This is a genomic window from Curtobacterium sp. MCJR17_020, assembly GCF_003234365.2.
GTDB lineage: Bacteria > Actinomycetota > Actinomycetes > Actinomycetales > Microbacteriaceae > Curtobacterium.
This window is the reverse complement of sequence record NZ_CP126260.1, coordinates 3,670,605-3,694,358: the sequence shown is the minus strand read 5'-3', so window position 1 is coordinate 3,694,358 and position 23,754 is coordinate 3,670,605. Positions and strand designations below refer to the sequence as shown.

General features: G+C 70.7%; 21 protein-coding genes. 10 read left to right on the top strand and 11 right to left on the bottom strand.

Going from position 1 to position 23,754, the window contains the following annotated elements; translation table 11 throughout:
• Positions 1–100: 100 nt before the first annotated feature.
• On the bottom strand, positions 101–1,708 hold the full coding sequence (locus DEJ14_RS17635; RefSeq protein WP_111083507.1) for a DEAD/DEAH box helicase: 1,608 nt from the start codon (positions 1,706–1,708) through the stop codon (positions 101–103).
• A gap of 288 nt (positions 1,709–1,996) precedes the next feature.
• Here DEJ14_RS17635 and DEJ14_RS17630 point away from each other — a divergent pair, with 288 nt between their 5' ends.
• Positions 1,997–2,830 carry an endo alpha-1,4 polygalactosaminidase gene (locus DEJ14_RS17630; RefSeq protein WP_111083506.1) on the top strand — a complete coding sequence of 278 codons (834 nt, stop codon included), beginning with the start codon at positions 1,997–1,999 and terminating at the stop codon, positions 2,828–2,830.
• 113 nt (positions 2,831–2,943) lie between these two features.
• On the opposite strand, the gene DEJ14_RS17625 is transcribed toward DEJ14_RS17630, so the two are convergent.
• The 3 genes from DEJ14_RS17625 to DEJ14_RS17615 all read right to left on the bottom strand — a co-directional run bounded on the left by DEJ14_RS17625 (position 2,944) and on the right by DEJ14_RS17615 (position 4,500).
• A complete protein-coding gene (locus tag DEJ14_RS17625) occupies positions 2,944–3,303 on the bottom strand; it encodes a GntR family transcriptional regulator (RefSeq protein WP_165901018.1) in 360 nt (119 codons plus the stop codon).
• A gap of 10 nt (positions 3,304–3,313) precedes the next feature.
• Positions 3,314–3,886, bottom strand: coding sequence for a DUF1684 domain-containing protein (locus DEJ14_RS17620; protein ID WP_111083817.1), 573 nt, complete (start codon positions 3,884–3,886; stop codon positions 3,314–3,316).
• 131 nt (positions 3,887–4,017) lie between these two features.
• Positions 4,018–4,500, bottom strand: coding sequence for a hypothetical protein (locus DEJ14_RS17615; protein ID WP_111083504.1), 483 nt, complete (start codon positions 4,498–4,500; stop codon positions 4,018–4,020).
• Positions 4,501–4,574: 74 nt separating this feature from the next.
• On the opposite strand from DEJ14_RS17615, the gene DEJ14_RS17610 reads away from it, so the two are divergent.
• Positions 4,575–5,339, top strand: a complete 765-nt coding sequence (locus DEJ14_RS17610; RefSeq protein WP_146249646.1) for a carbonic anhydrase — start codon at positions 4,575–4,577, stop codon at positions 5,337–5,339.
• Positions 5,340–5,342: 3 nt separating this feature from the next.
• Here the strand turns inward: DEJ14_RS17610 and DEJ14_RS17605 are convergent, their stop codons facing one another.
• Complete coding sequence (locus DEJ14_RS17605) at positions 5,343–5,975, bottom strand: GNAT family N-acetyltransferase (RefSeq protein ID WP_111083502.1); 633 nt, start codon at positions 5,973–5,975, stop codon at positions 5,343–5,345.
• A gap of 97 nt (positions 5,976–6,072) precedes the next feature.
• Here DEJ14_RS17605 and DEJ14_RS17600 point away from each other — a divergent pair, with 97 nt between their 5' ends.
• Together DEJ14_RS17600 and DEJ14_RS17595 are read left to right on the top strand one after the other, a co-directional pair.
• Positions 6,073–6,678 carry a hypothetical protein gene (locus DEJ14_RS17600; RefSeq protein ID WP_258373126.1) on the top strand — a complete coding sequence of 202 codons (606 nt, stop codon included), beginning with the start codon at positions 6,073–6,075 and terminating at the stop codon, positions 6,676–6,678.
• A gap of 67 nt (positions 6,679–6,745) precedes the next feature.
• A complete protein-coding gene (locus DEJ14_RS17595) occupies positions 6,746–7,048 on the top strand; it encodes a DUF427 domain-containing protein (protein ID WP_111083501.1) in 303 nt (100 codons plus the stop codon).
• 18 nt (positions 7,049–7,066) lie between these two features.
• On the opposite strand, the gene DEJ14_RS17590 is transcribed toward DEJ14_RS17595, so the two are convergent.
• The 6 genes from DEJ14_RS17590 to DEJ14_RS17565 all read right to left on the bottom strand — a co-directional run bounded on the left by DEJ14_RS17590 (position 7,067) and on the right by DEJ14_RS17565 (position 12,233).
• On the bottom strand, positions 7,067–8,326 hold the full coding sequence (locus DEJ14_RS17590; RefSeq protein WP_111083500.1) for an Nramp family divalent metal transporter: 1,260 nt from the start codon (positions 8,324–8,326) through the stop codon (positions 7,067–7,069).
• A 75-nt stretch (positions 8,327–8,401) separates the two neighbouring features.
• The gene (locus DEJ14_RS17585) at positions 8,402–9,097 is read right to left on the bottom strand and encodes a CGNR zinc finger domain-containing protein (protein ID WP_111083499.1); all 696 of its coding nucleotides are present in this window, start codon (positions 9,095–9,097) and stop codon (positions 8,402–8,404) included.
• A gap of 47 nt (positions 9,098–9,144) precedes the next feature.
• Complete coding sequence (locus tag DEJ14_RS17580) at positions 9,145–9,636, bottom strand: SprT-like domain-containing protein (protein WP_111083498.1); 492 nt, start codon at positions 9,634–9,636, stop codon at positions 9,145–9,147.
• The gene (locus DEJ14_RS17575) at positions 9,633–10,463 is read right to left on the bottom strand and encodes a hypothetical protein (protein WP_111083497.1); all 831 of its coding nucleotides are present in this window, start codon (positions 10,461–10,463) and stop codon (positions 9,633–9,635) included. The genes DEJ14_RS17580 and DEJ14_RS17575 overlap by 4 nt, the downstream gene beginning before the upstream one ends.
• A 125-nt stretch (positions 10,464–10,588) precedes the next feature.
• Positions 10,589–11,275 carry a hypothetical protein gene (locus DEJ14_RS17570; RefSeq protein ID WP_111083496.1) on the bottom strand — a complete coding sequence of 229 codons (687 nt, stop codon included), beginning with the start codon at positions 11,273–11,275 and terminating at the stop codon, positions 10,589–10,591.
• 115 nt (positions 11,276–11,390) lie between these two features.
• A complete protein-coding gene (locus DEJ14_RS17565) occupies positions 11,391–12,233 on the bottom strand; it encodes a spermidine synthase (protein ID WP_111083495.1) in 843 nt (280 codons plus the stop codon).
• Between the two features lie 142 nt (positions 12,234–12,375).
• Between DEJ14_RS17565 and DEJ14_RS17560 the strand changes: the two genes are divergently transcribed.
• The 6 genes from DEJ14_RS17560 (at position 12,376) to rpoC (ending at position 23,754) form a co-directional block, all read left to right on the top strand.
• The gene (locus DEJ14_RS17560; RefSeq protein WP_111083494.1) at positions 12,376–12,927 is read left to right on the top strand and encodes a hypothetical protein; all 552 of its coding nucleotides are present in this window, start codon (positions 12,376–12,378) and stop codon (positions 12,925–12,927) included.
• Positions 12,924–14,282, top strand: a complete 1,359-nt coding sequence (locus tag DEJ14_RS17555; protein WP_111083493.1) for a sensor histidine kinase — start codon at positions 12,924–12,926, stop codon at positions 14,280–14,282. Before DEJ14_RS17560 ends, DEJ14_RS17555 begins: the two co-directional genes overlap by 4 nt.
• Complete coding sequence (locus tag DEJ14_RS17550; RefSeq protein WP_111083492.1) at positions 14,279–14,932, top strand: response regulator transcription factor; 654 nt, start codon at positions 14,279–14,281, stop codon at positions 14,930–14,932. The genes DEJ14_RS17555 and DEJ14_RS17550 overlap by 4 nt, the downstream gene beginning before the upstream one ends.
• 305 nt (positions 14,933–15,237) lie before the next feature.
• Complete coding sequence (locus tag DEJ14_RS17545) at positions 15,238–15,849, top strand: hypothetical protein (protein ID WP_146249645.1); 612 nt, start codon at positions 15,238–15,240, stop codon at positions 15,847–15,849.
• A 489-nt stretch (positions 15,850–16,338) separates the two neighbouring features.
• Positions 16,339–19,827: a DNA-directed RNA polymerase subunit beta gene (gene rpoB, locus DEJ14_RS17540; protein WP_111083490.1), complete on the top strand. Its 3,489-nt coding sequence runs from the start codon at positions 16,339–16,341 to the stop codon at positions 19,825–19,827.
• A gap of 45 nt (positions 19,828–19,872) precedes the next feature.
• Positions 19,873–23,754, top strand: coding sequence for a DNA-directed RNA polymerase subunit beta' (rpoC, locus tag DEJ14_RS17535; protein WP_111083489.1), 3,882 nt, complete (start codon positions 19,873–19,875; stop codon positions 23,752–23,754).

Below are 23,754 nucleotides of genomic sequence, written 5' to 3'. Positions count from 1 at the left end.
CGCGGCATCCGGTGAAGGAGAACCTACGCCCCGGGGGCGCCCGCTTCGCAGGCGCCGCCAAGGTTGTCCCCCGCTGGTCAGCGCGGGCCGGGTCGACAGGTCAGTGGCGGTCGGCAGCGCCGGCCGGACGGGAGGCACGGCGCGACGAGCCACGACGGCCCCCGCCCGACTCCTGGCCGGCTCCACGGCCCGCGGCGTAGCCACCGTCCGAGGACCATACGGCAGAGGACCCACCGCGCACGGTGTCGCTGCCGGCGCGACGGCTGCCGCCGCTGCGGCGACCACCCGTCGAGCCCGCGCTCGCGGCGGCGGAGCGCCCGGTGCCCTCGGAACGTGCGCCGCGAGCCGGACGGCCCTGACGGCCCCCGGCCGAACCGACGGACTCGGAAGCCGAGCCGGCACGCGCGGGCTGACCCGAGCCTCCCGGACGGCCGCCGCGACCACGACGACCACGGTCACCGGCGGAATCGGCGGAGCGCTGCTTCGGCTGACGCTGCTGCTGCGCGGGCTGGTCCTCGGCGACGTGGCGGATCGGGGCGACCTCGCCGACGAGCGTGGTGACCGCCGGCGAGGTCGCGGTGACCTGCTGCGGGGTGACCTTGATCGCTGCGGCACGCATCATCTGCGCGACGTCGCGACGCTCGGCGGGCATCGTCACCGTGACGACGTCACCGGACGAACCGGCACGGGCGGTGCGGCCCGAGCGGTGCAGGTACGCCTTGTGCTCGGTGGGCGGGTCGACGTGCACGACGAGCTCGACGTTGTCGACGTGCACACCACGGGCGGCGACGTCGGTGGCGACGAGGACGAGGGCCTCGCCGGACGAGAACTTCGCCAGGTTCCGCTCACGGGCGCCCTGCGACAGGTTGCCCTGCAGGTCGACGGCCGGGATCCCCTGGCTGCTGAGCTGCTTGGCGAGGCGCTTGGCGTGGTGCTTGGTGCGCATGAAGAGGATGCGGCGACCGTTGCCCGAGGCGAGGGTGCTCACGAGGTGCTTCTTCGCGTCGGCGTCGGCGACCTCGAACAGGTGGTGGGTCATCGCCTCGACGGGGCTGTTCGCCTCGTCGACGGAGTGCATCACCGGGTTGTGCAGGAACTTCTTGACGAGTTTGTCCACGCCGTTGTCGAGCGTGGCGGAGAACAGCAGACGCTGCCCCTGCTCGGGCGTCGCCTGCATGATCTTGGTCACGCCGGGCAGGAAGCCCATGTCGGCCATGTGGTCGGCCTCGTCGAGGACCGTCACCTCGATGTCACCGAGGTTGACGTGGCCCTGCTGCATGAGGTCGGCGAGACGGCCAGGGCACGCCACGACGACGTCCACGCCGCCGCGCAGGGCGTCGACCTGACGGCCCTGTCCGACGCCACCGAAGATGGTCGTGGTGTTGAGGCCCATGGCCTTCGCGAGCGGGGCGAGGGCGACGTCGATCTGGGTCGCGAGCTCACGGGTGGGGGCGAGCACCAGGGCGCGCGGGCGGCCGGCGCGGCGCTTGCGGCCACTGGCGGCGAGGCGGGCGACGAGCGGGATCGCGAACGCGATCGTCTTGCCGGAGCCGGTGCGGCCGCGGCCGAGGACGTCCTTGCCCTGCAGGGAGTCGGGGAGCGTGTCCTCCTGGATCGGGAACGCGGTCTCCTTGCCCTGGTCGGCGAGGACGGCGACCATCGGCGCGGGGACGCCGAGGTCGGAGAAACGGAGGTCATTGGTGGTCATGGTGACCTTTCGAGCCGGATGAGACCGGCTGTGGGCGCGCTCTGAGGCAGCGCGCGGGCGGGATGCGCGCCAACAGAGGTGGCTGGCGCAGTCGCCGCAGCAGAGAAGCCTGGGCACCTTCGGGAGGTGCTCGATCATCGACCAGAGGATCAGTGGAACGTGGTCGGGAGTTCGGGGCGTCCGTACGACGCACGAGACGATCGGCGTCTCGAGTACCACCAGCATAGCGTGTGGACCCCGCAGAACCCAGGACCGGTCCGTTCGCCGTGCGCATGCGAGGATTCCCGGGTGCGTACGCGAACCGTCCTGATCACCACCGCGATGGCCCTGGTGGCCGTCCTCGGCACGGCCGGCTGCGCCGAGGCTGCTCCGACCAGCGCTGCGGCGAGCTACCGCAACCTGCCGACCTCGGGGCGCCCGGACTACCAGCTCGGCGGCTCCTACACGCCGCCGTCCGGTGTGACGATCGTCGAGCGGGACAGCACCGCGAAGGCCGCGAAGGGCAAGTACGACATCTGCTACGTCAACGGGTTCCAGACGCAGCCCGAGTCCGCCCGCACGTGGACGAAGTCGTACCCGTCGGCGATCCTGCGCGACCGGGCCGGCAAGCCGGTGTCCGACCCGGGCTGGCCGGACGAGATGCTCCTCGACACCCGGACGGCGGCGAAGCGCGCGCTCATCACGAAGGTGCTCGCGAAGTCCATCGCCCGCTGCGGCGACCGCGGGTTCGACGCGGTCGAGTTCGACAACCTCGACTCGTGGACCCGGAGCGGGAAGCGGCTCACGCGCGCCGGCAACCTGGCGCTCGCCAAGTCACTCGTCGACACCGGGCACCGCCACGGCCTGGCCGTCGGGCAGAAGAACACGCCGCAGCTCGGGGCCTCCGGCCGGAAGCAGACCGGGTTCGACTTCGTCGTGGCCGAGGAGTGCGTGCAGTACCGGGAGTGCTCGGCGTACACGAAGGCCTACGGCAAGCGGGTCATCGACATCGAGTACGCGGACACCCTCGAGCGCTCGTGGGGCTCGGTGTGCGGGCTGAAGAGCCGCCCGGCCATGACGATCCTGCGCGACCGCGACCTGGTGACCCCGAAGGACGACGCCTACGTCTTCGAGCACTGCTGAGCGCGGGTTCCTTCCCAGAACGCCCGCGATGGAACGTCGAATCGGGCGTACCGGGCCGGAACTTCCGACCAGGTACGCCCGGAAGCACCAGGTACGCCCCCGAAGCCCCGCGCCTACGCGGGCCAGGCGTCCTTGAGCGCGGTGGCCGCCTGGTCGGCCGACAGACCCGCCGCGCGGGCAGCGGCTGCGAGCGCACGTGCGGCGTCGGCGACCGCGTCGGGCACCTCGGCCGGCCGCACCACCCGAGTACCGGCACCACGCGCGGTGTGCACGAGCCCGGCCTCCTCGAGCAGCTGGTAGGCCTTCGCGACCGTGCCGGCCGCCAGCCCGAGCTCGTCGGCCAGCCCCCGCACGCTCGGCAGCCGTTCGCCGTCGACGAGGTACCCCGCGCCGATCTGCGCCGCGATCTGCGAGCGGACCTGCTCGAAGGGCGGCACGCGTCCGCCGGCGTCGAGTGCGACCAGTCCTGCCATGCGTTCCACCCTAGAAGTCGTACTGCTCGCCGACCGGGATCGGCACCGGCACGGTGTTGCCCGGAGGCGCGAGCGGACACGCCCACGCCGGGTCGTACGCGCACGACGGGTTGTACGCGAAGTTGAAGTCCAGCACGAGCGAGTCGGCGTCGTCGCCGCCCAGGTCCGAACCCTTGATGGTGTCGAGCAGGTAGCGTCCGCCGCCGTACGTGCCGCGGGCCTTGCCGGCGCTGGAGTCCTTCACGGGGACGAACAGCCCGCCCGCGTAGCCGCCGTGCGACCAGACGTCGAGCGTCCCGACGCCCGGGACCGTCACGACGCCGAGGCGGTCGAAGTGCACGGTGCCGTCGGTTCCGGTCTCGTAGTCGAACTCGGCGGGCTCGGCCGGTTCGATGGGCATCTGGAACCGCCAGGCGGGGTCGTAGTCCGGAACGGGCAGCGACTCGAAGTCGCGGGCGTCCTCGTCCAGGAGCGGCGACGCGGGGTGCTCCGCGAACATCGCGTCGCGGGTCTCCCGCCACAGTGCGTGCGCCGTCTGGGGGTCCGGCGTCGCACGGACACGGCGGTACAGGTCGAACGTCATGCGCCGCCAGTCCACGGTCGCCAGCGTGCTGCGCACACGGTCGTCGGTCGTCGGCTCCTGGGGGCGCGTCTGGCTCACGTGGTCGAGGCTACGCCCGCTCCGCGGTGGACGGGAGGCCCGACTCGCCTCGGTCAGGCAGCATCCGTCCGCCAGGTGGGCGCGAGCGCACGCATCCGGTACGCCCGCCACTGCCAGATGACCCACATCCCCGGCCACAGCAGTGCGCCGAGGGCCCACGGCCGCATCCGGTAGGTCAGGCGGTCGATGAGCAGCGTCCGGTCGCCAGGAGCCGGCGCGACCGCCATCCGGTGGCGCATCGTCATGCGGCCGAACAGCCCGCTCGTGCCGCCGCCGTTGTCACGCTGCACGGGGACGCCGTCGATCTCGTACAGGTCGAGGTCGACGTGCGTGTCGCCGCTCGGAAGCAGGCCGAACGCACTCGCGGTGATCGGGTGCGGGTGCCCCGGTTCCCACCGCTCCGGGAACCCCTCGGGGCTGCGCGAGCGGTACACCAGGAACGGCTTCGTCACCGCGACCATCACGGACGGGGACAGCAGGGCATCGCGCACGGCGTCGACCGGCGCATCGAGGACGATCCGGATGCCGACGTGCATGCCCAGGACCCTACGCTCGCGGCTGACGACCACACTCGGCAAATGTGAAATACGAGTATGTGAGTGTGGACAGCATGCGAACCACTCACCACCGCCTCCCCCTGCTCGCCGCCCCAGCCGTCCTCCTCCTCGCCGGCTGCGCGGCCGGAACACCTCCCGAGGCCGACCCGCACGACGCCGGCACGTCGTGGTCGTACGAGGGCGCCGGGTCACCGGAGCGCTGGGGCGCTCTCGCTGACGAGTACGGCACCTGCGGCACCGGCGAGCGGCAGTCCCCGATCGACCTGCCGGCAGCTCGCGGTGGCGCCGACCTCGACCTCGTGGGCTCGGGTGCTGTCCGGGGGCTGACGGCGGACAACGGGCACACCGTGCAGTTCACCGCTGACGACGGCGCCTCGACGACCGTCGCCGGCGAGGAACTCGACCTGGTCCAGATGCACTTCCACGCGGGCTCGGAGCACACCGTCGACGGCGAGCCGGCCGACGCGGAGTTCCACTTCGTGCACGCCGACGACCGCGGAGCCCTGACCGTCGTCGGGGTCCTCGCCGAGCGGGGCGCGCACAACCCGGCGTACGAGAGCTACCTCGCCGGGGCGACGGCAGGGGCGGGTCGCGAGAGCACCGTGGACGTCGAGGCGATGCTGCCTGCGTCGCGCTCCTTCGCGACCTACGAGGGCTCGCTCACCACGCCGCCGTGCACCGAGGGGGTGCGGTGGATCGTGCTCGAGGACCCGATCGAGCTCGGCGCCGACCAGCTCGCCGACCTCGAGGCAGCGCACGTCGAGAACGCGCGTCCGGTCCAGCCACTGGGCGACCGGACGGTCCGTCACACGCTCTGACGGTCAGGCGTGCCGGGCGGACCGGCGGCGCGACCCCTCGGCGCGGTCGTGCCGCCGGAGCCGCTCGGCCAGGGACAGCCGGACCGCCGGCCACTCCGAGGCGATGATCGAGAACACCACGGTGTCGCGGAGCGTGCCGTCGCGGCCGATCGAGTGGTTCCGCAGCACGCCGTCCTGCTTGGCGCCCAGACCGGCGATCGCGGCGCGGGACTGGTGGTTGTGCCAGTGCGTGCGGAACTCCACCGCGATGCACTGCCAGGCCTCGAACGCGTGGGACAGCATCAGCAGCTTCGCCTCGGTGTTGATGCCCGACCGCTGCGCCGACTTCGCCAGGAAGGTGCTGCCGATCTCGACGTGCCGGTTGCCCGGGTCGATGTTCATGAAGGTCGTCGAACCGACCACGCGACCGGTCGGGCGGTCCCGCACCGCGAAGGGCACCATGCGGCCGGCCTCGTGCTCGGCGAGGCGGCGGTCGATCTCGTCCTCGACCTGGGCCGGCGCGGGCACCGAGGTGTACCAGGTGCGCCACAGATCGCCGTCGGTCACCGCTGCCCGCAGGTCGTCCGCGTGCTCCTGCGACAGGGGCTCGAGCGTCACACGGTCGCCGGTCAGGGTGGGCGCGGGGGCGATCTCCATGGAAGTGCATCCTACGGTCGTCGACCATGGTGGAGCCTGTCGGGACGGCCACCCTGTGGAGAGGGACAGCATCGTCCGGGCGGCTATCGTGACGGACGTGGCAGAACGCACCCAGGAGCAGTACCAGGTCCGGTTCGCGTGGGGCACCGGTGGTGCGGCACGCATCGTCCACGGCGCACACCTCGTCGTCTGGGTGGACGTCCTGCCGAGCTCGCCGGACGCGGCGGCGCAGCGCCGCGCGCTGCGGAACGCGACCGCCCAGCTGCCGGACGGTCCGGAGGTCGTGCTCGGCCACCTCGGCAACGCGAGTGCGATCGCGGAACGGGTGACGGGCCTCCAGGCCGATCGCGGCGACCGGTGCGTCGTCGCGGTCGTCGCCGCCGGGCTGCACCATCCCGGAGCACTGGACGACGCGGCCGAGGCCGCGGGCGAGACCGTCGACGTGCCCGACGCACCGGACTTCGCCGTCGAGGACCTGCTCGCCGCCGGCGCCGTCGTCGACGCACTCGCCGCGGTCGGGATCGACCACACCTCGCCGGAGGCCGCCGCGGCCTGCGCGGCGTACACCGGGCTCCGGCGCGCGGTGAAGCACCTGGTCACGGCGTCCGAGAGCGCGGCCGTCCTCGGTCGCGAGCAGGCGCACGCGGCGCTCGCCGTCGGACCGGACCTCGTCGTCCTGCGGGAATCGCGGGGCCGGGCGTAGCGTTCGGGCGGACAGGGACCGGAGCGCCGCCCAGGCCGTCCGGCACCAGCGAGCGAAGGAGCAACGCATGAAGGCAGTCGTCGGCGACACGGTGATCGCGGAGGCCCCGGAAGAGGACCTCATCAAGATCGAGGGCAACTGGTACTTCCCGCCGTCGAGCGTGAAGTCCGAGCTCTTCACCGAGAGCCCCACCCAGTACCACTGCCCGTGGAAGGGCGACACCCAGTACTTCACGGTGAACGTGGACGGACAGGCGCTGCAGGACCGCGCGTGGTCCTACCCGACGCCGATCCCGTCGTCGTTCGACCGCGTCGGCAAGGACTACTCGGGCTACGTCGCGTTCTGGAAGGACGTCACGGTCGTCGAATGACGACCGTCGTCTCGGCGCTCACTGCGTCAGCGTGAGCACGATCAGCGCGACGTTGAGCGCCACGATGACCGCCGCGATCACCCACGCCACCACGCGGGTGGTCGCGGCGTTCACGTCCGTGCCCATGATGCTGCGGCGCGACGTGTAGACGACCAGCGGGACGATCGCGAACGCGATCCCGAAGCTCAGCACCACCTGGCTCACCACCAGCAGCATCGTCGCGTCGGCACCGATCGCGAGCAGCACGATCGCCGGCACCAGGGTGATCACGCGCCGCGCCACGAGCGGGATCCGGACGTGCAGCAGCCCCTTCATGATCTCGGCGCCGGCCATGCAGCCGACCGAGGTCGAGGCCAGTCCGGACGCCAGCAGCCCGACCGCGAAGAGCACCCCGACGACGGGCCCGACGTGGTCGGCGATCGCCCGCTGGGCACCGGGGATCGAGTCGGTGCCGGCGACGCCGGGCAGCGTCGCCGCGGCCAGGACGAGCATGCAGATGTTCACGCCGCCGGCGACCACGAGCGCGAGGCCGACGTCCCACCGGGTCGCGACGAGCACGCGGCGGCGCTCCGGGCCGGCGGGTACGTCGCCGTGCCGGTCGCGCGCGAGCGCCGAGTGCAGGTACACCGCGTGCGGCATGACCGTCGCGCCGAGCATCGACGCCGCGAGCATCACCGACTCGGAGCCCTCGAACCGCGGCACCAGGCCGCTGACGAGCTGGGCGGGGGAGACCTGCGCGAAGAGCAGCCCGGCGCAGAAGCCGACGGTCAGGATCGCGAGCATCGCCGTGACGACGGCCTCGAAGGTGCGGGTCCCGCGGCGGCTGTGCAGGGTCAGCAGGAGCATCGAGACCACGCCCGTGATGAGCCCGCCAGCGACGAGCGGCAGGCCGAAGAGCAGGTGCAGGGCGAGTGCGCCGCCGATCACCTCGGCGATGTCGGTCGCGGCCGCGACGATCTCGGCCTGCCCCCAGAACAGCAGTCTCGGGGTGCGACGCATCCGCAGGCCGAGGTGCTCCGGCAGGGACTTGCCCGTGACGACGCCGAGCTTGGCGGACAGGTACTGCACGACCACGGCGCTGGCGTTCGCGGCGACCAGGACCCAGAGGAGCAGGTAGCCGTACTTCGCCCCGGCGGTGAGGTTGGCCGCCACGTTGCCGGGGTCGACGTAGGCGATGGCCGCCACGAACGCCGGGCCGAGCAGGGTGAGGCCCGCGGCGCGGCGGCGCGGCGTGCCGGAGGGCTGCTCGGTGGTCCTGGCGGCGGCGGTGTCGGTCACGGGACCAGCATGCCAGAGAATTCGGTGCGCCGAATCTTTTTTTTCGCGCTGCCTTGTCGGCTGATTGGAGGGTGGTCAGACCGCTGCGCGCCGAGCGCGGTGCGCGCGGACCTTTGCGCGGTTCCCACAGCGCTGCATCGAGCACCAGCGGCGCGTCCCGCCCCGCGAGGAGTCGTAGAAGACCAGCGCGCAGTCGTCCGCCGAGCAGCGGCTCAGACGCGTCGGCCGGCCGTCGGCCTCGACGTCGTCGAAGCCGACCTCGGTGAACAGCGCGACGGCGTCGCGCGCGACGCTGGACAGTGCCTGGGCCAGGCGGACGCGGTTGGCTCCCGCACGGCGTCGGCCACCCGGGAGGCTCGGGGGCACGTCCGGCAGGGCGGCGAACAGGTTGACGGTGTCGATGTCGTCGGGCGCGGGGCGCGTGCGGCCGGTCCCGGCACGCAGGCCCGCCGCGACGGCGGTGCGCTCGGCCGCGGTGGTCGCCGGGCCGGGGGCCGCGGCGACGGCGAGTCGGGCGATCGCCGCGCGGAGCGCGCGGGCGTCCTGCAGCTCGCGCGCGCTCGCCCCGACGTCGATCGGTTCGGTGTGGTCGCTGAGCCACTCGTCCAGGTCCGCCGGGCTCGCGAGCAGCTCACCGAGCTGCGATCGGGGACGCCGGCCGTCCGGGTCGTCGGCGAACCCGCCGGTGTGCGCGAAGTCCAGGGCGATCCGACCGGCGTCGAAGAACCATGTGGATCCGGCGTCCGTGCGGATGTGCTGCCCCGTGTGCATCCGTCCAGGCTAACGGGTTACCGGCGCGCCTCCGAGCGCGGACGGACTCATGCGGTAGTCGAGGCCACCGTTGACGGGGTGTCAGCCTCGCTCCGGCGCCGCCAGACGATGGCGTTGCGCGCATCGAACCGGCGGGAGCACCGGGCGCAGGCGAGCTGGCGGGTGGGCGTCCGGTAGCGGAAGTGCTCGTGTCCGGCGGGACAGGTCCCGATCCACGGTGCGAGCTCGCTGGCGATCGGACCGTCGTGCAGCCGCGACCCCGTGTACCCGATGGCGGCCGCGGTCCGCTTCCACTTCGGGCCGTGGCCCGCACGAGCGCCGGCGAGGGCGTGGGCGACCTCGTGCAGCAGGACCTGCTCGACGTCGTCGTCCGAGAACCGTGTCGCCAGGTGCCGGCTGACGGTGATGCGCTTCCGGGCGAAGTCGCACTGTCCTGCCCGGGTCTTCGCGTGGTCGAACCCGAAGGCCCATGAGCCCGCGCCGAGGTGCTGGGTGATGAGTGCCTCGGCACGGGAGCGGACCGTCTCGAGTGCGGTCACTGGTCGGCGCGGGGGTCGGCCTGGCCCTTCTTGGCTGCCCGGGCGGCGATCCGTCCCCAGATGTCGTCGGCCTCGGTGCGCGCGGCGTCCGGCGCCCCGAGCACCCGGCGGCGGATCGGCGGCACCTGCTTGACCGGCTCGGCGACGCGCATGGTCGGTTCGTCGTCCTCCGCGCGGCGGGCGGCGACCTCGCGGGCCGTCCGTGGCTTGTCGGCGGGTTCGGCGGGATGCGTGATCGAGGCACGCATCGCCGCCTCGACCGCGGTGCGCAGGGCGTCGGTGCGCTCGGACGGGGCTCCGGCCTGACGGAAGGCCTGGTAGGCGCGGGACAGTGCGGCGCGGGCCTCCTCGAAACGGTCGTTCTCGAACAGCGACCAGCCCTCGATCTCGGCGGCGGCACCCTCGAGCTCCGGCCACTCCTCGGTGGCTGCGGTGTCGCGGGCCAGGGCGGCCTCGGTCGCGGCACGCTCGTGGCGCCCGAGGTCGTGCAGGATGTGCGCGCGCCGGATCCGGGCGGCGACCTTGTCCTGGCGTTCGCCCGTGAACATCGCGAGGCGGAAGACCTCCTCCGCGACGACGAGGGACTCGTCGAGACGGCCGAGCAGACGGAGCAGCTCGGCGCGTTCCGCGAGCGCCTCGGTGCTGCGGCTCTGACCGAGGTCGCGCAGACGCTGGTGCACGGCGTCGACGTCGACCGCCGGCCGCAGGCTGATGGGCGCGAAGGTGCTGCCCGGGCTGACCCCGGCCGTCACGGGAGCCGCGTGGCGCGGTTCACGGGACGGGTCGGACGGGTCGGGCTGCTGACGGTCGTCGGGCGGGAGGGACATCGGTTCGAGGGTAGCCGCGCTCTGCCGGGAGCGGCCGGTGCGACGCGCTCAGGCTTCGCGCCGGTGGACGCGGAACGGCCCGCCGTGCCGGAGCACGACGGGCCGTTGCGGACCGGTTCAGCGGATCAGGACATCCCGCTCGCGGCGACTGCCGCGATGCCGATGGCGATGGCGAACGCGATCACCGCGACGACGGCGAGGACGATCGCGAAGACGCCCCAGGCGCGCCCGCGCTTGGTGACGGCGGCGATGATGCCCTGCACGATCGCCCACAGGCCGAGTGCGGTGCCCAGGTAGAACATGAGGGATCCGGTGACGGCGCTGGACGACGTCATCAGTTCGGTGATCTGCGAATCACTCGGCGTCGCCCCGCTGTTCTCCATCGAGTCGCGGAACGCGTCGGAGCCACCGAACGCCTGTCCGAACAGGTACCCGCCGATGACACCGACGACGAGCGCCGCGAGGCCGACGACGAACGCGATCACGCCGAGGGTCTTCTTCTTGGCCTTCGGCTCCTCGTAGCTCTGCCAGGCGGGCGAACCGGAGCTCGCGGGCGCCGCGGCGTACGGCTGCTGGCCGTACTGCTGCTGGCCGTACTGGTCCTGCTGCTGCCCGTACTGGTCCTGCTGCTCGCCGTACTGCGGGGCGGACTGCCCGTACTGCGGGGCGGACTGCCCGTACTGCGGCGTCGGCTCGCTCCGCTCGCCGTACCGCGGTGCGTCGGCGGCGGGCTGCTGCTGCGGGGCTTCGCCCCAGCGCGGCGCCTGGCCGTCGCCCGTCCGGTCCTGGTTGCTCCGGTCGTCGTTCGTCATCAGGGGATCCCATCGCTCGGTCGCGCACCTGCGCGGTCGTTCAGACCATCCTGACAGCCGCATCCGCCGAGTGTCCGGCAACGGCCTGGCGCGCCGTCCCGTCGTCACCGCGGGGTCAGGCGCCGAACACGCTCCGGTTCGGCTCCGGTGACGCCACGGCCGTCGCGTCGGTGACGATCGGCGCCCCGGCGATGAACGCCCGCAACTCGGCACCGTGGACGACCTTCGCCGGCATCGGGTCCGACGAGTACCGCCGCGGCATCTCGGCGATCGGCAGCTCGGTCGGCGAGCCGAGCAACACGATGTTCCCGAACCGTCGCCCCTTGAGCATGCCGGTGTCCGCCACCGCTGCGACCGACGGCAGCACGGCCTGCAGCGTCGACGCCTGCCCCCGCGCGAACGCGAGGCCCGCGCCGTCGGCCACGTTCACGGCGACGATGCCGGTCGGTGACAGGAACGCAGCGACCTCGCGGTAGAACTCGATGCTCGTCACGTGCGCCGGGATCTGCGAGCCGCCGAAGACGTCCACCACCGCCAGGTCCACCGTGCCGCGCAGCCCGGAGGGGAGCTTGCCGAGCACCTCGCGCGCGTCGCCGTACCGCACCCGGATCGACGCACCGCGGGGGAACGGCAGGACCTCGCGGACGTGGTCCACCAGGTCGCGCTCGAGCTCGATGACCTGCTGGCGCGAGCCCGGCCGGGTCACCGCGACGTACCGGGGGAGCGTCAGGGCGCCGGCGCCGAGGTGCAGCGCCGTGACCGGGCCGGACGGCAGCAGGTCGATGGCGTGCCCGATCCGCCGGATGTACTCGAACGCCAGGTGGGTCGGGTCCTCGAGGTCGACGTGCGACTGCGGAGTGCCGTCCACCACGAGCGTGAAGGACCCCGGGCGGTGCCGGTCCGGCTCGACCACCGAGTACCCCGCACCGATCCGGAACCCGTCGAACGCATCAGCCATGCCGTCAATCGAACACCACCCGACCGGCACCACGATCACCACCCGGGCCCCCACCCCTGGTTGGTGTGCCCGCGGGCGCCCCGGAACGAGGCTGGATCCATCGGTCGGGAACGTCCCGCCGGGTCACCTCGAAAGGCACACCATGTCGGTCCAGCTCCTCGTCAACGTCCTGATCGGCGTCGCACTCGTCGGCTTCCTCGGGTACCGCCAGGCCACCTGGCAGTACCTCGACCCGGCGCGCATCTGGCGCACGCCGATGACCATGGCGATCGTCGGCGTGGTGGTCCTGGCGCAGTCGGGGGCGACGATCACCACGACCGACGTCGTGTTCCTCGGCATCGAGGCCCTGATCACGATCGGCGTCGGCCTGACGATGGGCACCATCACCCGGTTCCGCACCGTCGCCACCCCGGACAGCAAGGGTCGGACGATCCAGTCCCGCACGGGGTGGCTCGGGGCGTCGCTCTGGATCGTGCTCATCGCCGTGCGCGTCGGCCTCGACGTGCTCGGCGGCCACCTCGGTGCGCACCTGCTCACCTCGACCGGCGCGATCCTGCTCGTGCTCGCCCTGAACCGCGCCGCACGCGCCGTGGTCATCGACCAGCGCATCCCGCGCGGACACGGCGGAGACCAGAGCGACCGCGGAGACCGGACCGCCAGTGGCCGCACCACCCGCGGCATGATGGTGCGGTGACCCTGCTGAGCGGACAGGACCCGACCGACCTCCCCGGGGGTCGGTCCCGTTCGGCGACCGCCTGGGGACTCAACGCCCTCGGCATCGTGATCGTCGGGTTCTGGTTCGTGAAGAACGGACTCGAGCTGCAGCCCCCCGCGTGGGTGTGGGTGCTCGGTGCGGTGGCGCTCGCCGCGTGGGCACTCCGTGAGTTCGGCCGGACGCCGCAGCTGCTCGTCGTCGCGGGCACGGTGATGATCGTCGCCGGGTCCCTCACCGTGGTGGCGACCGACTCGCTCATGATCGTCCCCGTGATCGTCGGGCTCGTCCTGCTCGGCGCGAACCTCCGGGTGCCGGTCTGGGGCGCAGCGGTCGCCGCGGTGGGGGCGGTGGTGGTCATCGCCGTCTGCGCGAGGATCGAGCACGCCTCGGTCCAGTTCGTCCTCGGCACGAGCGGCGGGCTGTTGCTCGGCGTGCTCATCGGGTTCAGCCGCCGGCAGTTCCGGGTCGCGGCGCAGCGTGCGCGGCAGGCCGAGCGGGAACAGCAGCGGGCACAGCTCCTCGCCGACCGGTCCCGGGCCTCGCGGGACATCCACGACGTCCTCGCGCACTCGTTGGGCGGTCTCGTCCTGCAGCTCGACGCGGTCGAGGCCCTGCTCGAGGCCGGCCGGGTCGACGACGCGACGAAGCGCGCCGGCGAGGCCAGGACCCTGGCGGCGGACGGCCTGGCCGAGGCCCGCCGAGCCGTGCACGCGCTGCGCGACGACGCGGACGCCGAGCCCGACGCCACCCCGGACCGCGCCACCACCCCGGACCGCGCCACCGCCCCGGGCGCCTCCACCCCGGACCAGGCCACGGCACTGCAGCCGGCCACGCGGACGCGCGGCGCCGACCTGACGGACGCAAGCCGGGCCTCCCGGCCGTCCGACGACGACAAGCCGGGCCACACCGACAGTGCCCGCACCGACCGCACCGACCTGACCGCCCTCGTCGACGCCCACCGCTCGTTCGGCGGCACCATCGTGGTGCAGGGCGACGCGACCCTGGCCGCACTCGACGAGGCGCACCGCGCCGCCGTCGTCCAGGTCGTCCGCGAGGCCCTCAGCAACGCTCGCCGACACGCCCCCGGCCGCCCCGTGTCGCTGTCCGTCATCCGCGACGGCGACGCCGTGGACGTCGTCGTGGCCAACCCGCTCACCGGCGGCGGTCAGGGCCTGATCGGGATGCGCGAGCGCGTCGAGGAGCTCGGCAGCGGCGCGACGGTCGAGGCGGAGCGGTCCGACGACGAGTTCGTCGTCGCGGTGCACCTGCCGATGGACGCCGGGGTCACCACCGAGGGGGATGCCGTGGTCACCACCGAGGGGGAGGCCTCGTGACCATCCGTGTCCTCGTCGTCGACGACCAGGCGATCGTCCGCGACGGCCTGGTGACGGTGCTGTCGCTCGTGCCGGACCTGCAGGTGACGGGTGAGGCCGCCGACGGTGCCGAGGCGATCGCGGCGGTGGACCGTGACGCTCCCGACGTCGTGCTGATGGACCTGCGCATGCCCGGTACCGACGGACCGACGGCGACCGCGCGCATCGTGGCCGACCACCCGCAGGTGGCGGTGCTCGTGCTGACGACCTACGCGGACGACGAGTCGATCGTGACCGCGCTCCGGGCGGGTGCGCGCGGGTACCTGACGAAGGACGCCGGACGGACCGAGATCGCGACGGCGATCCGGGCGGTCGCGTCGGGGCAGTCGACGTTCGACGCGACGGTGGGCGCGCGGCTGGTGGCGCAGCTCGCCGGCGGCGGCGGGGCGACGGGGTCCGCACCCGCTGTGCCGGCGCTGCGTGACCGGTTCCCGGACCTCACCCCGCGCGAGGCCGACGTGCTCGAGCACATCGCGGCGGGCCGGACGAACCCGCAGATCGCGGCGGAGCTGTTCCTGACGGTGCCGACGGTGAAGTCGTACGTGAACCAGGTCTTCGCGAAGCTCGGGGTCGCCACCCGTGCCGAGGCAGTCGCGCGCGTCCTGCGCTGACCGGTCCTGGCCGGTACGTGAATGCGTACACATGGACGGCCAGCGGACGCCAAGACTCGTTCCGTACTGTTCATCCGGTCGTCACGCGGAACCGCGTCGATGCGTGCTGTGCCCCACACCTCGCGCGTCCGCCCTCCCGACGTGACCACGACGTGCCGTCGAGCGCCCCCACCGCTCGAGCGTGCGCGCCGTCGGCGCGCGTCAGCGTGCCCCTTCCGGTCACCCGCGCGCGCTGGCCGTGATCACATCGCACCCGTCATGTAAAATACGGGATGCAACACTCCGCCGAGCCGCAGGAGACCCGCATGACCGCCGACACGATGAGCGTGCCCACCGCACGCCTGGCCGCACCGACGACCCGCGCCACCACGCGCACGACCGCGAGCCGGACGACGCGGGTGCCCCGCGCCTCCCGTCCGGCCCACGCCGACCACGAGACGGCGCCCACCTGGATGCGCGTCGTCGGCGCGGTCCTGCTCCTCGGCGGGCTCGGGCTGACCGCGGCGGTGACCGCCTGGCCCGGCGACGCACCGGAGACCGCACTCATCGTGCCGGCGCTGGTCGCCGTCGTGGCGGGCGTGCTCCTGCTGCTCGCGCGGGCCGGGTTCGCCGTCACCGACACGCACGTCACGCTGCACTTCCGGCCGCTGCCGCCACGGCGCATCGCGCGTCGGCGCATCACCGACGTCCGACTCGTCGAGGCGGACGCCCGCACCTACGGCGGCGTCGGCCTGCGGATCGGTCGCGGCGTGCGCGCCCTGATCCTCACCCCCGGACTCGGGATCGAGCTCACCGACGACCGTGGCCGCGTCACCTTCGTGCGCACCCGCCGCCCCGAGGACGCCTTCCGTGCGCTGGCGGGACGGCAGGTGCGGCCGGGAGGCTCGGGGCACGTCGAGCGCGAGCGCCTCGGCTGAGCGCACGGCCGGGTCCACTGCGCGGGGCGGGTACGCAAGTCCGTTGCGGGCCGTTGCGGGCCGTTGTGGGCCGTTGTGGGCCGTTGCGGGCCGTCGCGTGCGGGCGCGGGCCGGTCGCGGGCTGGGAATTCCGCGGGCACGCGGCGGCTTATACACGCCACTGCCGAATCTGGTCAAGCCAGGACTGGACAGCACGACTCGGCGCGAACTATGATGGCAGTTCGCGCTCCCTGGCATCCGTGTCGTCATATTGCGGTCGACGCAGAGTTCTGAGTTGTACAAGCTCAACTCGCCCTGGTGCAGCCGGACCCGTATATGGCGGCGGGTCCCGCTCACGGAGATCATCCCACACGTGCACCGACGTTCCGCGTCAGGCACGCGTCGGCGTGGTCGCAGGGCATGAACTCGCGGGGATCGCCGAGCGATCATCTACTCACCTACATGCTGCTCGTCAGTATCGGCCCGACGGGGCCTACGGAGGTCACACCCTTGGCTGCTGCGCCCAACGCATCCACCAACCCCAAGAACGGTCGCAACCACTCGCGACTCTCGTTCGCCAAGATCACGGACACCCTCACGGTTCCTGATCTGCTCGCACTCCAGACGGAGAGCTTCGACTGGCTCGTCGGCAACGACGTCTGGAAGGCCCGTCTCGCAGAGGGACAGGAGCAGGGTCGCACCGACCTCGCCCTGCACTCCGGGTTGGAGGAGATCTTCGAGGAGATCTCCCCGATCGAGGACCTCGGCGAGACCATGCAGCTCTCGTTCACGGCGCCCGAGCTCGAGGACCCCAAGTACTCGATCGACGACTGCAAGGAGCGTGGCAAGACCTACGCCGCACCGCTGTACGTCAACGCCGAGTTCATGAACCACATGACGGGTGAGATCAAGACGCAGACGGTCTTCATGGGCGACTTCCCGCTCATGACCGAACGCGGCACGTTCATCATCAACGGCACCGAGCGCGTCGTCGTGTCGCAGCTCGTCCGTTCGCCCGGCGTGTACTTCGAGCGCCAGCAGGAGAAGACGTCCGACAAGGACATCTACTCCGCTCGCGTCATCCCCTCGCGTGGTGCGTGGCTCGAGTTCGAGATCGACAAGCGCGACCAGGTGGGCGTGCGCATCGACCGCAAGCGCAAGCAGTCGGTCACGGTCTTCCTCAAGGCGCTGGGTCTGACCAGCGAGGAGATCATGGAGGAGTTCCAGGGCTTCGCCTCGATCGAGTCGACCCTCGAGAAGGACGCCATCCTCACGAAGGAAGAGGCGCTCAAGGACATCTACCGCAAGCTGCGCCCGGGCGAGCAGGTCGCTGCCGAGGCCGCGCGTGCGCTGCTCGACAACTTCTACTTCAACTCGAAGCGCTACGACCTGGCGAAGGTGGGCCGCTACAAGGTCAACCGCAAGCTCGGGATCGACGCCCCGCTGTCCGACTCGGTGCTGACCGTCAAGGACATCGTCGCGACGATCAAGTACCTCGTGTCCCTGCACGCCGAGAAGACCACGCTGAACGGCGTGCGTGACGGCGAGCCGGTGCAGCTGCGCCTCGACGTGGACGACATCGACCACTTCGGCAACCGTCGCATCCGCGCCGTCGGCGAGCTCATCCAGAACCAGGTCCGCACGGGTCTGTCCCGCATGGAGCGCGTCGTCCGCGAGCGCATGACCACGCAGGACATCGAGGCGATCACGCCCCAGACGCTCATCAACGTGCGTCCGGTCGTCGCCGCGATCAAGGAGTTCTTCGGAACGTCCCAGCTGTCGCAGTTCATGGACCAGAACAACCCGCTCGCGGGCCTGACGCACAAGCGTCGTCTCTCGGCCCTCGGCCCGGGTGGTCTGTCCCGTGAGCGTGCCGGCGTCGAGGTCCGTGACGTCCACCCGTCGCACTACGGCCGCATGTGCCCGATCGAGACCCCGGAAGGCCCGAACATCGGCCTGATCGGCTCGCTCGCGTCGTTCGGTCGGATCAACTCGTTCGGCTTCATCGAGACCCCGTACCGTCGCGTCGTCAACGGCGAGGTCACGAAGACCATCGACTACCTGACCGCCTCGGAAGAGGACGAGTTCGTCGTCGCGCAGGCCAACGCGCCGCTGACTGACTCGTTCCACTTCGCCGACGACAAGGTCCTCGTCCGCAAGAAGGGTGGCGAGGTCGAACTCGTCGCCAAGGGCGAGGTCGACTACATGGACGTCTCGCCGCGCCAGATGGTGTCGGTCGCGACCTCGCTCATCCCGTTCCTCGAGCACGACGACGCGAACCGCGCCCTCATGGGTGCGAACATGCAGCGTCAGGCCGTCCCGCTGCTCCGTTCCGAGTCGCCGCTCGTCGGCACCGGCATGGAGGGCTACACCGCGATCGACGCCGGTGACGTCGTCACCGCCGACAAGGCCGGTGTCGTCTCCGAGGTCTCGGCCGACGCCGTGACCCTGCAGCTCGACGAGGGTGGCACGCAGACCTTCTACCTGCGCAAGTTCGACCGCTCCAACCAGGGCACGAGCTACAACCACCGCGTGGTCGTCTCGGCCGGCGAGCGTGTGGAGCAGGGCGAGGTCATCGCCGACGGTCCCGCGACGGAGAACGGCGAGCTCGCGCTCGGCAAGAACCTCCTCGTCGCGTTCATGCCGTGGGAGGGCTACAACTACGAGGACGCGATGATCCTGTCGCAGAACCTCATCAAGGACGACACGCTCTCCTCGATCCACATCGAGGAGTACGAGGTCGACGCCCGCGACACGAAGCTCGGCAAGGAGGAGATCACCCGTGACCTCCCCAACGTCAGCCCGGACCTGCTGGCCGACCTCGACGAGCGCGGCATCATCCGCATCGGTGCCGAGGTCCGCCCCGGCGACATCCTGGTCGGCAAGGTCACGCCGAAGGGCGAGACCGAGCTCTCCGCTGAAGAGCGCCTCCTCCGCGCCATCTTCAACGAGAAGTCGCGCGAAGTCCGCGACACCTCGCTGAAGGTGCCCCACGGTGAAGAGGGCACGATCATCGGCGTCAAGGTGTTCGACTCGCAGGACGGCGACGACGAACTCGGCTCTGGTGTCAACCAGCGCGTGGTCGTCTACATCGCCCAGAAGCGCAAGATCACCGCGGGTGACAAGCTCGCCGGTCGTCACGGCAACAAGGGCGTCATCTCGACCATCCTCCCGGTCGAGGACATGCCCTTCCTCGCCGACGGCACCCCGGTCGACATCGTCCTGAACCCGCTCGGCGTCCCCGGCCGCATGAACTTCGGCCAGGTCCTCGAGATCCACCTCGGTTGGCTCGCCAAGCAGGGCTGGAACGTCGAGGGCATCCAGGAGTGGGCATCGGCCCTCCCCGAGGCAGCGCACAGCGCCGCTCCGGGCACGAAGGTCGCCACCCCGGTGTTCGACGGTGCGTACGAGCGCGAGATCGAGGGCCTCCTCGACTCGACCCTCCCGAACCGCGACGGCGAGCGCCTGATCGGCTCGTCCGGCAAGGCGCAGCTCTTCGACGGTCGCTCCGGCGAGCCGTTCCCCGAGCCCGTCTCGGTCGGCTACATGTACATCCTCAAGCTGCACCACCTGGTCGACGACAAGATCCACGCTCGTTCGACGGGGCCGTACTCGATGATCACGCAGCAGCCGCTGGGTGGTAAGGCGCAGTTCGGTGGCCAGCGATTCGGTGAGATGGAGGTGTGGGCGCTCGAGGCGTACGGCGCCGCGTACGCCCTCCAGGAGCTCCTGACGATCAAGTCCGACGACATCCTCGGCCGCGTGAAGGTCTACGAGGCGATCGTCAAGGGCGAGAACATCCAGGAACCCGGCATCCCCGAGTCCTTCAAGGTCCTCATGAAGGAGATGCAGTCGCTCTGCCTGAACGTCGAGGTCCTCTCGGCCGACGGCCAGGCGGTCAGCCTGCGCGACAACGATGACGAGGTCTTCCGCGCTGCGGAGGAGCTGGGCATCAACATCTCCTCGCGGTTCGAGTCGTCGTCCGTCGACGACATCTGATCCCGCCCGTACATCGAAGCCTGAATCAAGCAAGAGAGAAGAACATTGCTCGAAGCAACTTCCTTTGACGCCATTCGGATCGGCCTCGCGACCGCCGAGGACATCCGTCAGTGGTCGTACGGCGAGGTCAAGAAGCCGGAGACCATCAACTACCGCACCCTGAAGCCCGAGAAGGACGGTCTGTTCGGCGAGCAGATCTTCGGTCCTTCCCGCGACTGGGAGTGCGCCTGCGGCAAGTACAAGCGTGTCCGGTTCAAGGGCATCGTCTGCGAGCGCTGCGGCGTCGAGGTCACCAAGTCCTCGGTCCGTCGTGAGCGCATGGGCCACATCGAGCTCGCTGCCCCCGTCACGCACATCTGGTACTTCAAGGGCGTCCCGTCGCGCCTCGGGTACCTCCTCGACATGGCGCCGAAGGACCTCGAGAAGGTCATCTACTTCGCGGCGTACATGATCATCGACATCGATGAAGAGGGCCGTCACGCGGACATGCCGGGTCTCGAGAACGAGATGCGTCTCGAGATCAAGACCCTCGAGGGCCAGCGCGACTCGATCATCGCCGACCGCCTCAAGAAGCTCGAGGACGACCTCGCAGCCCTTGAGGAAGAGGGTGCGAAGGCTGACGTCAAGCGCCGCACCAAGGACACCGCCGAGAAGGAGATGTCCCAGGTCCGCAAGTCGTTCGACGAGGACATCACCCGTCTCGAGCGTGTGTGGGAGGACTTCCGCAACCTCAAGGTGGGCGACCTCAAGCCCGAGGACGCCGTCTTCCACGAGCTCCAGGACCGGTTCGGGATCTACTTCGACGCCTACATGGGCGCCGAGGCGATCAAGCTCCGGCTCGAGGCGTTCGACCTGGCTGCCGAGGCCGAGGCGCTGCGTCTGCAGATCGCCGAGGGCAAGGGCCAGAAGAAGATCCGCGCGATCAAGCGTCTGCGCGTCGTCAGCTCCTTCCTCGCCACCGGCAACTCGCCGGCAGCGATGGTGCTCGGCGTCGTGCCGGTCATCCCGCCGGAACTGCGCCCGATGGTGCAGCTCGACGGTGGCCGTTTCGCCACGTCGGACCTCAACGACCTCTACCGTCGTGTGATCAACCGCAACAACCGTCTCCGCCGCCTGCTCGACCTCGGTGCCCCCGAGATCATCGTGAACAACGAGAAGCGCATGCTGCAGGAAGCCGTTGACGCGCTGTTCGACAACGGTCGTCGTGGACGTCCGGTCACGGGTACCGGCAACCGCGCCCTGAAGTCCCTGAGCGACATGCTCAAGGGCAAGCAGGGTCGTTTCCGCCAGAACCTGCTCGGCAAGCGCGTCGACTACTCGGGCCGTTCGGTCATCATCGTCGGCCCGCAGCTGAAGCTGCACCAGTGCGGTCTGCCCAAGCAGATGGCGCTCGAGCTCTTCAAGCCGTTCGTGATCAAGCGCCTGATCGACCTGTCGCACGCGCAGAACATCAAGTCGGCCAAGCGCATGGTCGAGCGTTCGCGTCCGCAGGTGTGGGACGTGCTCGAGGAGATCATCCGCGAGCGCCCCGTGCTGCTGAACCGTGCGCCGACGCTGCACCGTCTGGGCATCCAGGCGTTCGAGCCGCAGCTCGTCGAGGGCAAGGCCATCCAGCTCCACCCGCTCGTGTGTGCTGCGTTCAACGCGGACTTCGACGGTGACCAGATGGCCGTGCACCTGCCGCTGTCGGTGGAGGCCCAGGCCGAGGCCCGCATCCTGATGCTCGCCTCGAACAACATCCTGAAGCCGTCCGACGGCCGTCCGGTGACCCTGCCCGCACAGGACATGATCATCGGTCTGCACCACCTGACGACCGTCCGCGAGGGCGCCGTCGGTGAGGGCCGTGCGTTCTCCTCGGTCGCCGAGGCGATCCTGGCCAACGACCAGCACACGCTGCACCTCAACGCCATGGCGAAGATCCGCATGACGGGTGTCCACTTCGCCGAGGGTGAAGCTCCCGAGGGCTACGAGCAGGGCGACACCGTCCTCCTCGAGACGACCCTGGGCCGTGCGCTCTTCAACGAGACCCTCCCGGCGAACTACCCGTTCGTCCAGAAGGTCACCGACAAGGGCGTGCTGTCCGCGATCGTCAACGACCTCGCCGAGCGGTACTCCAAGACCGAGACGGCCGCTGCGCTGGACCGGATCAAGGACGCCGGCTTCTACTGGGGCACGCGCTCCGGTGTGACCGTCGCCCTGTCGGACGTCGTGACGCCTCCTCGCAAGAAGGAGATCATCGCGGGCTACGAGATCCAGGCCGCCAAGGTGCAGGGCGAGTTCGACAAGGGTCTGATCACCGACTCCGAGCGTCGCGCCGACCTGATCAAGATCTGGACCGAGGCCACCAACGAGATCGCGCAGGAGATGCGGGACAACTTCCCCGTCGACAACACGATCAACCGCATGGTGTCGTCGGGTGCTCGTGGTAACTGGCTGCAGGTCCGCAACATCGCGGGTATGCGTGGTCTGGTGAACAACCCGAAGGGCGAGATCATCGCCCGCCCGATCATCAACTCGTACCGCGAGGGCCTGACCGTGGCGGAGTACTTCATCGCCACCCACGGTGCTCGCAAGGGTCTTGCCGACACCGCGCTCCGTACCGCGGACTCCGGGTACCTCACCCGTCGTCTCGTGGACGTCTCGCAGGACGTCATCATCCGCGAAGACGACTGCGGTACGACCCGTGGCCTCGAGCTGCCGATCGCGACCGTGGACGCCGACGGCAAGCTGGTCCGCGACCCGCGCGTCGAGAACACCGTGTACTCGCGCACCCTGGCCACCGAGGCCGTGGACGCCAAGGGCACGGTCGTCGCCGAGGCTCGCGAGGACGTCGGTGACGTGCTCCTCGAGAAGCTGCTGGCAGCCGGAGTCGAGAGCATCAAGGTGCGCTCGGTCCTGACCTGCGAGTCGGCCGTCGGTGTCTGCGCGAAGTGCTACGGCCGTTCGCTCGCCACCGGCAACCTGGTCGACATCGGTGAGGCAGTCGGCATCATCGCCGCACAGTCCATCGGTGAGCCCGGTACCCAGCTGACGATGCGTACCTTCCACACGGGTGGTTCGGCCTCGGCCGACGACATCACCCAGGGTCTGCCGCGTGTCACGGAGCTCTTCGAGGCCCGTACGCCCAAGGGCGCGTCCCCGATCGCCGAGGCCCCCGGCCGCGTCGTCGTCGAGGACACGGACAAGGGCCGTCGGATCATCCTCACGCCGGACAACGGTGACGAGCCGTTCATCTACCCGGTGCTCAAGCGTGCGACGCTCCTCATCGAGGACAACCAGCACGTCGAGCTCGGCGAGCAGTTCATCGCCGGTACCGTCGACCCGAAGGAAGTCCTCCGGGTCAAGGGTGTCCGAGAGGTCCAGAAGCACCTGGTCAACGGTGTGCAGGACGTCTACGGCTCGCAGGGTGTGCCGATCCACGACAAGCACATCGAGGTCATCGTCCGTCAGATGCTCCGCAAGGTCACCGTCGTCGACCACGGCGACACCGACCTGCTGCCGGGTGAGCTCGTCGACCGGTCGCGTTACAACATGCTGAACCGTGCGGCGCTGCAGGAGGGTCGCAAGACCGCTTCGGCTCGCCAGGAGGTCATGGGCATCACGAAGGCGTCCCTCGCGACCGAGTCGTGGCTGTCCGCCGCTTCCTTCCAGGAGACCACCCGCGTGCTCACGCAGGCGGCCATGGAGGGCAAGCAGGACCACCTCGTCGGCCTCAAGGAGAACGTCATCATCGGTAAGCTCATCCCCGCCGGGACGGGCCTCAGCCGGTACCGCGACGTGGACGTGAACGCGACGGAAGAAGCGAAGGCAGAGCGGTACCCCAACCGCATCTTCGCGGACGACTCGTCGTTCTCGGACGCCGACCTGAGCTTCGTCGACTTCGACAGCTTCTCGTCGGACGACTTCACGCCGGGCACCTACAACTGA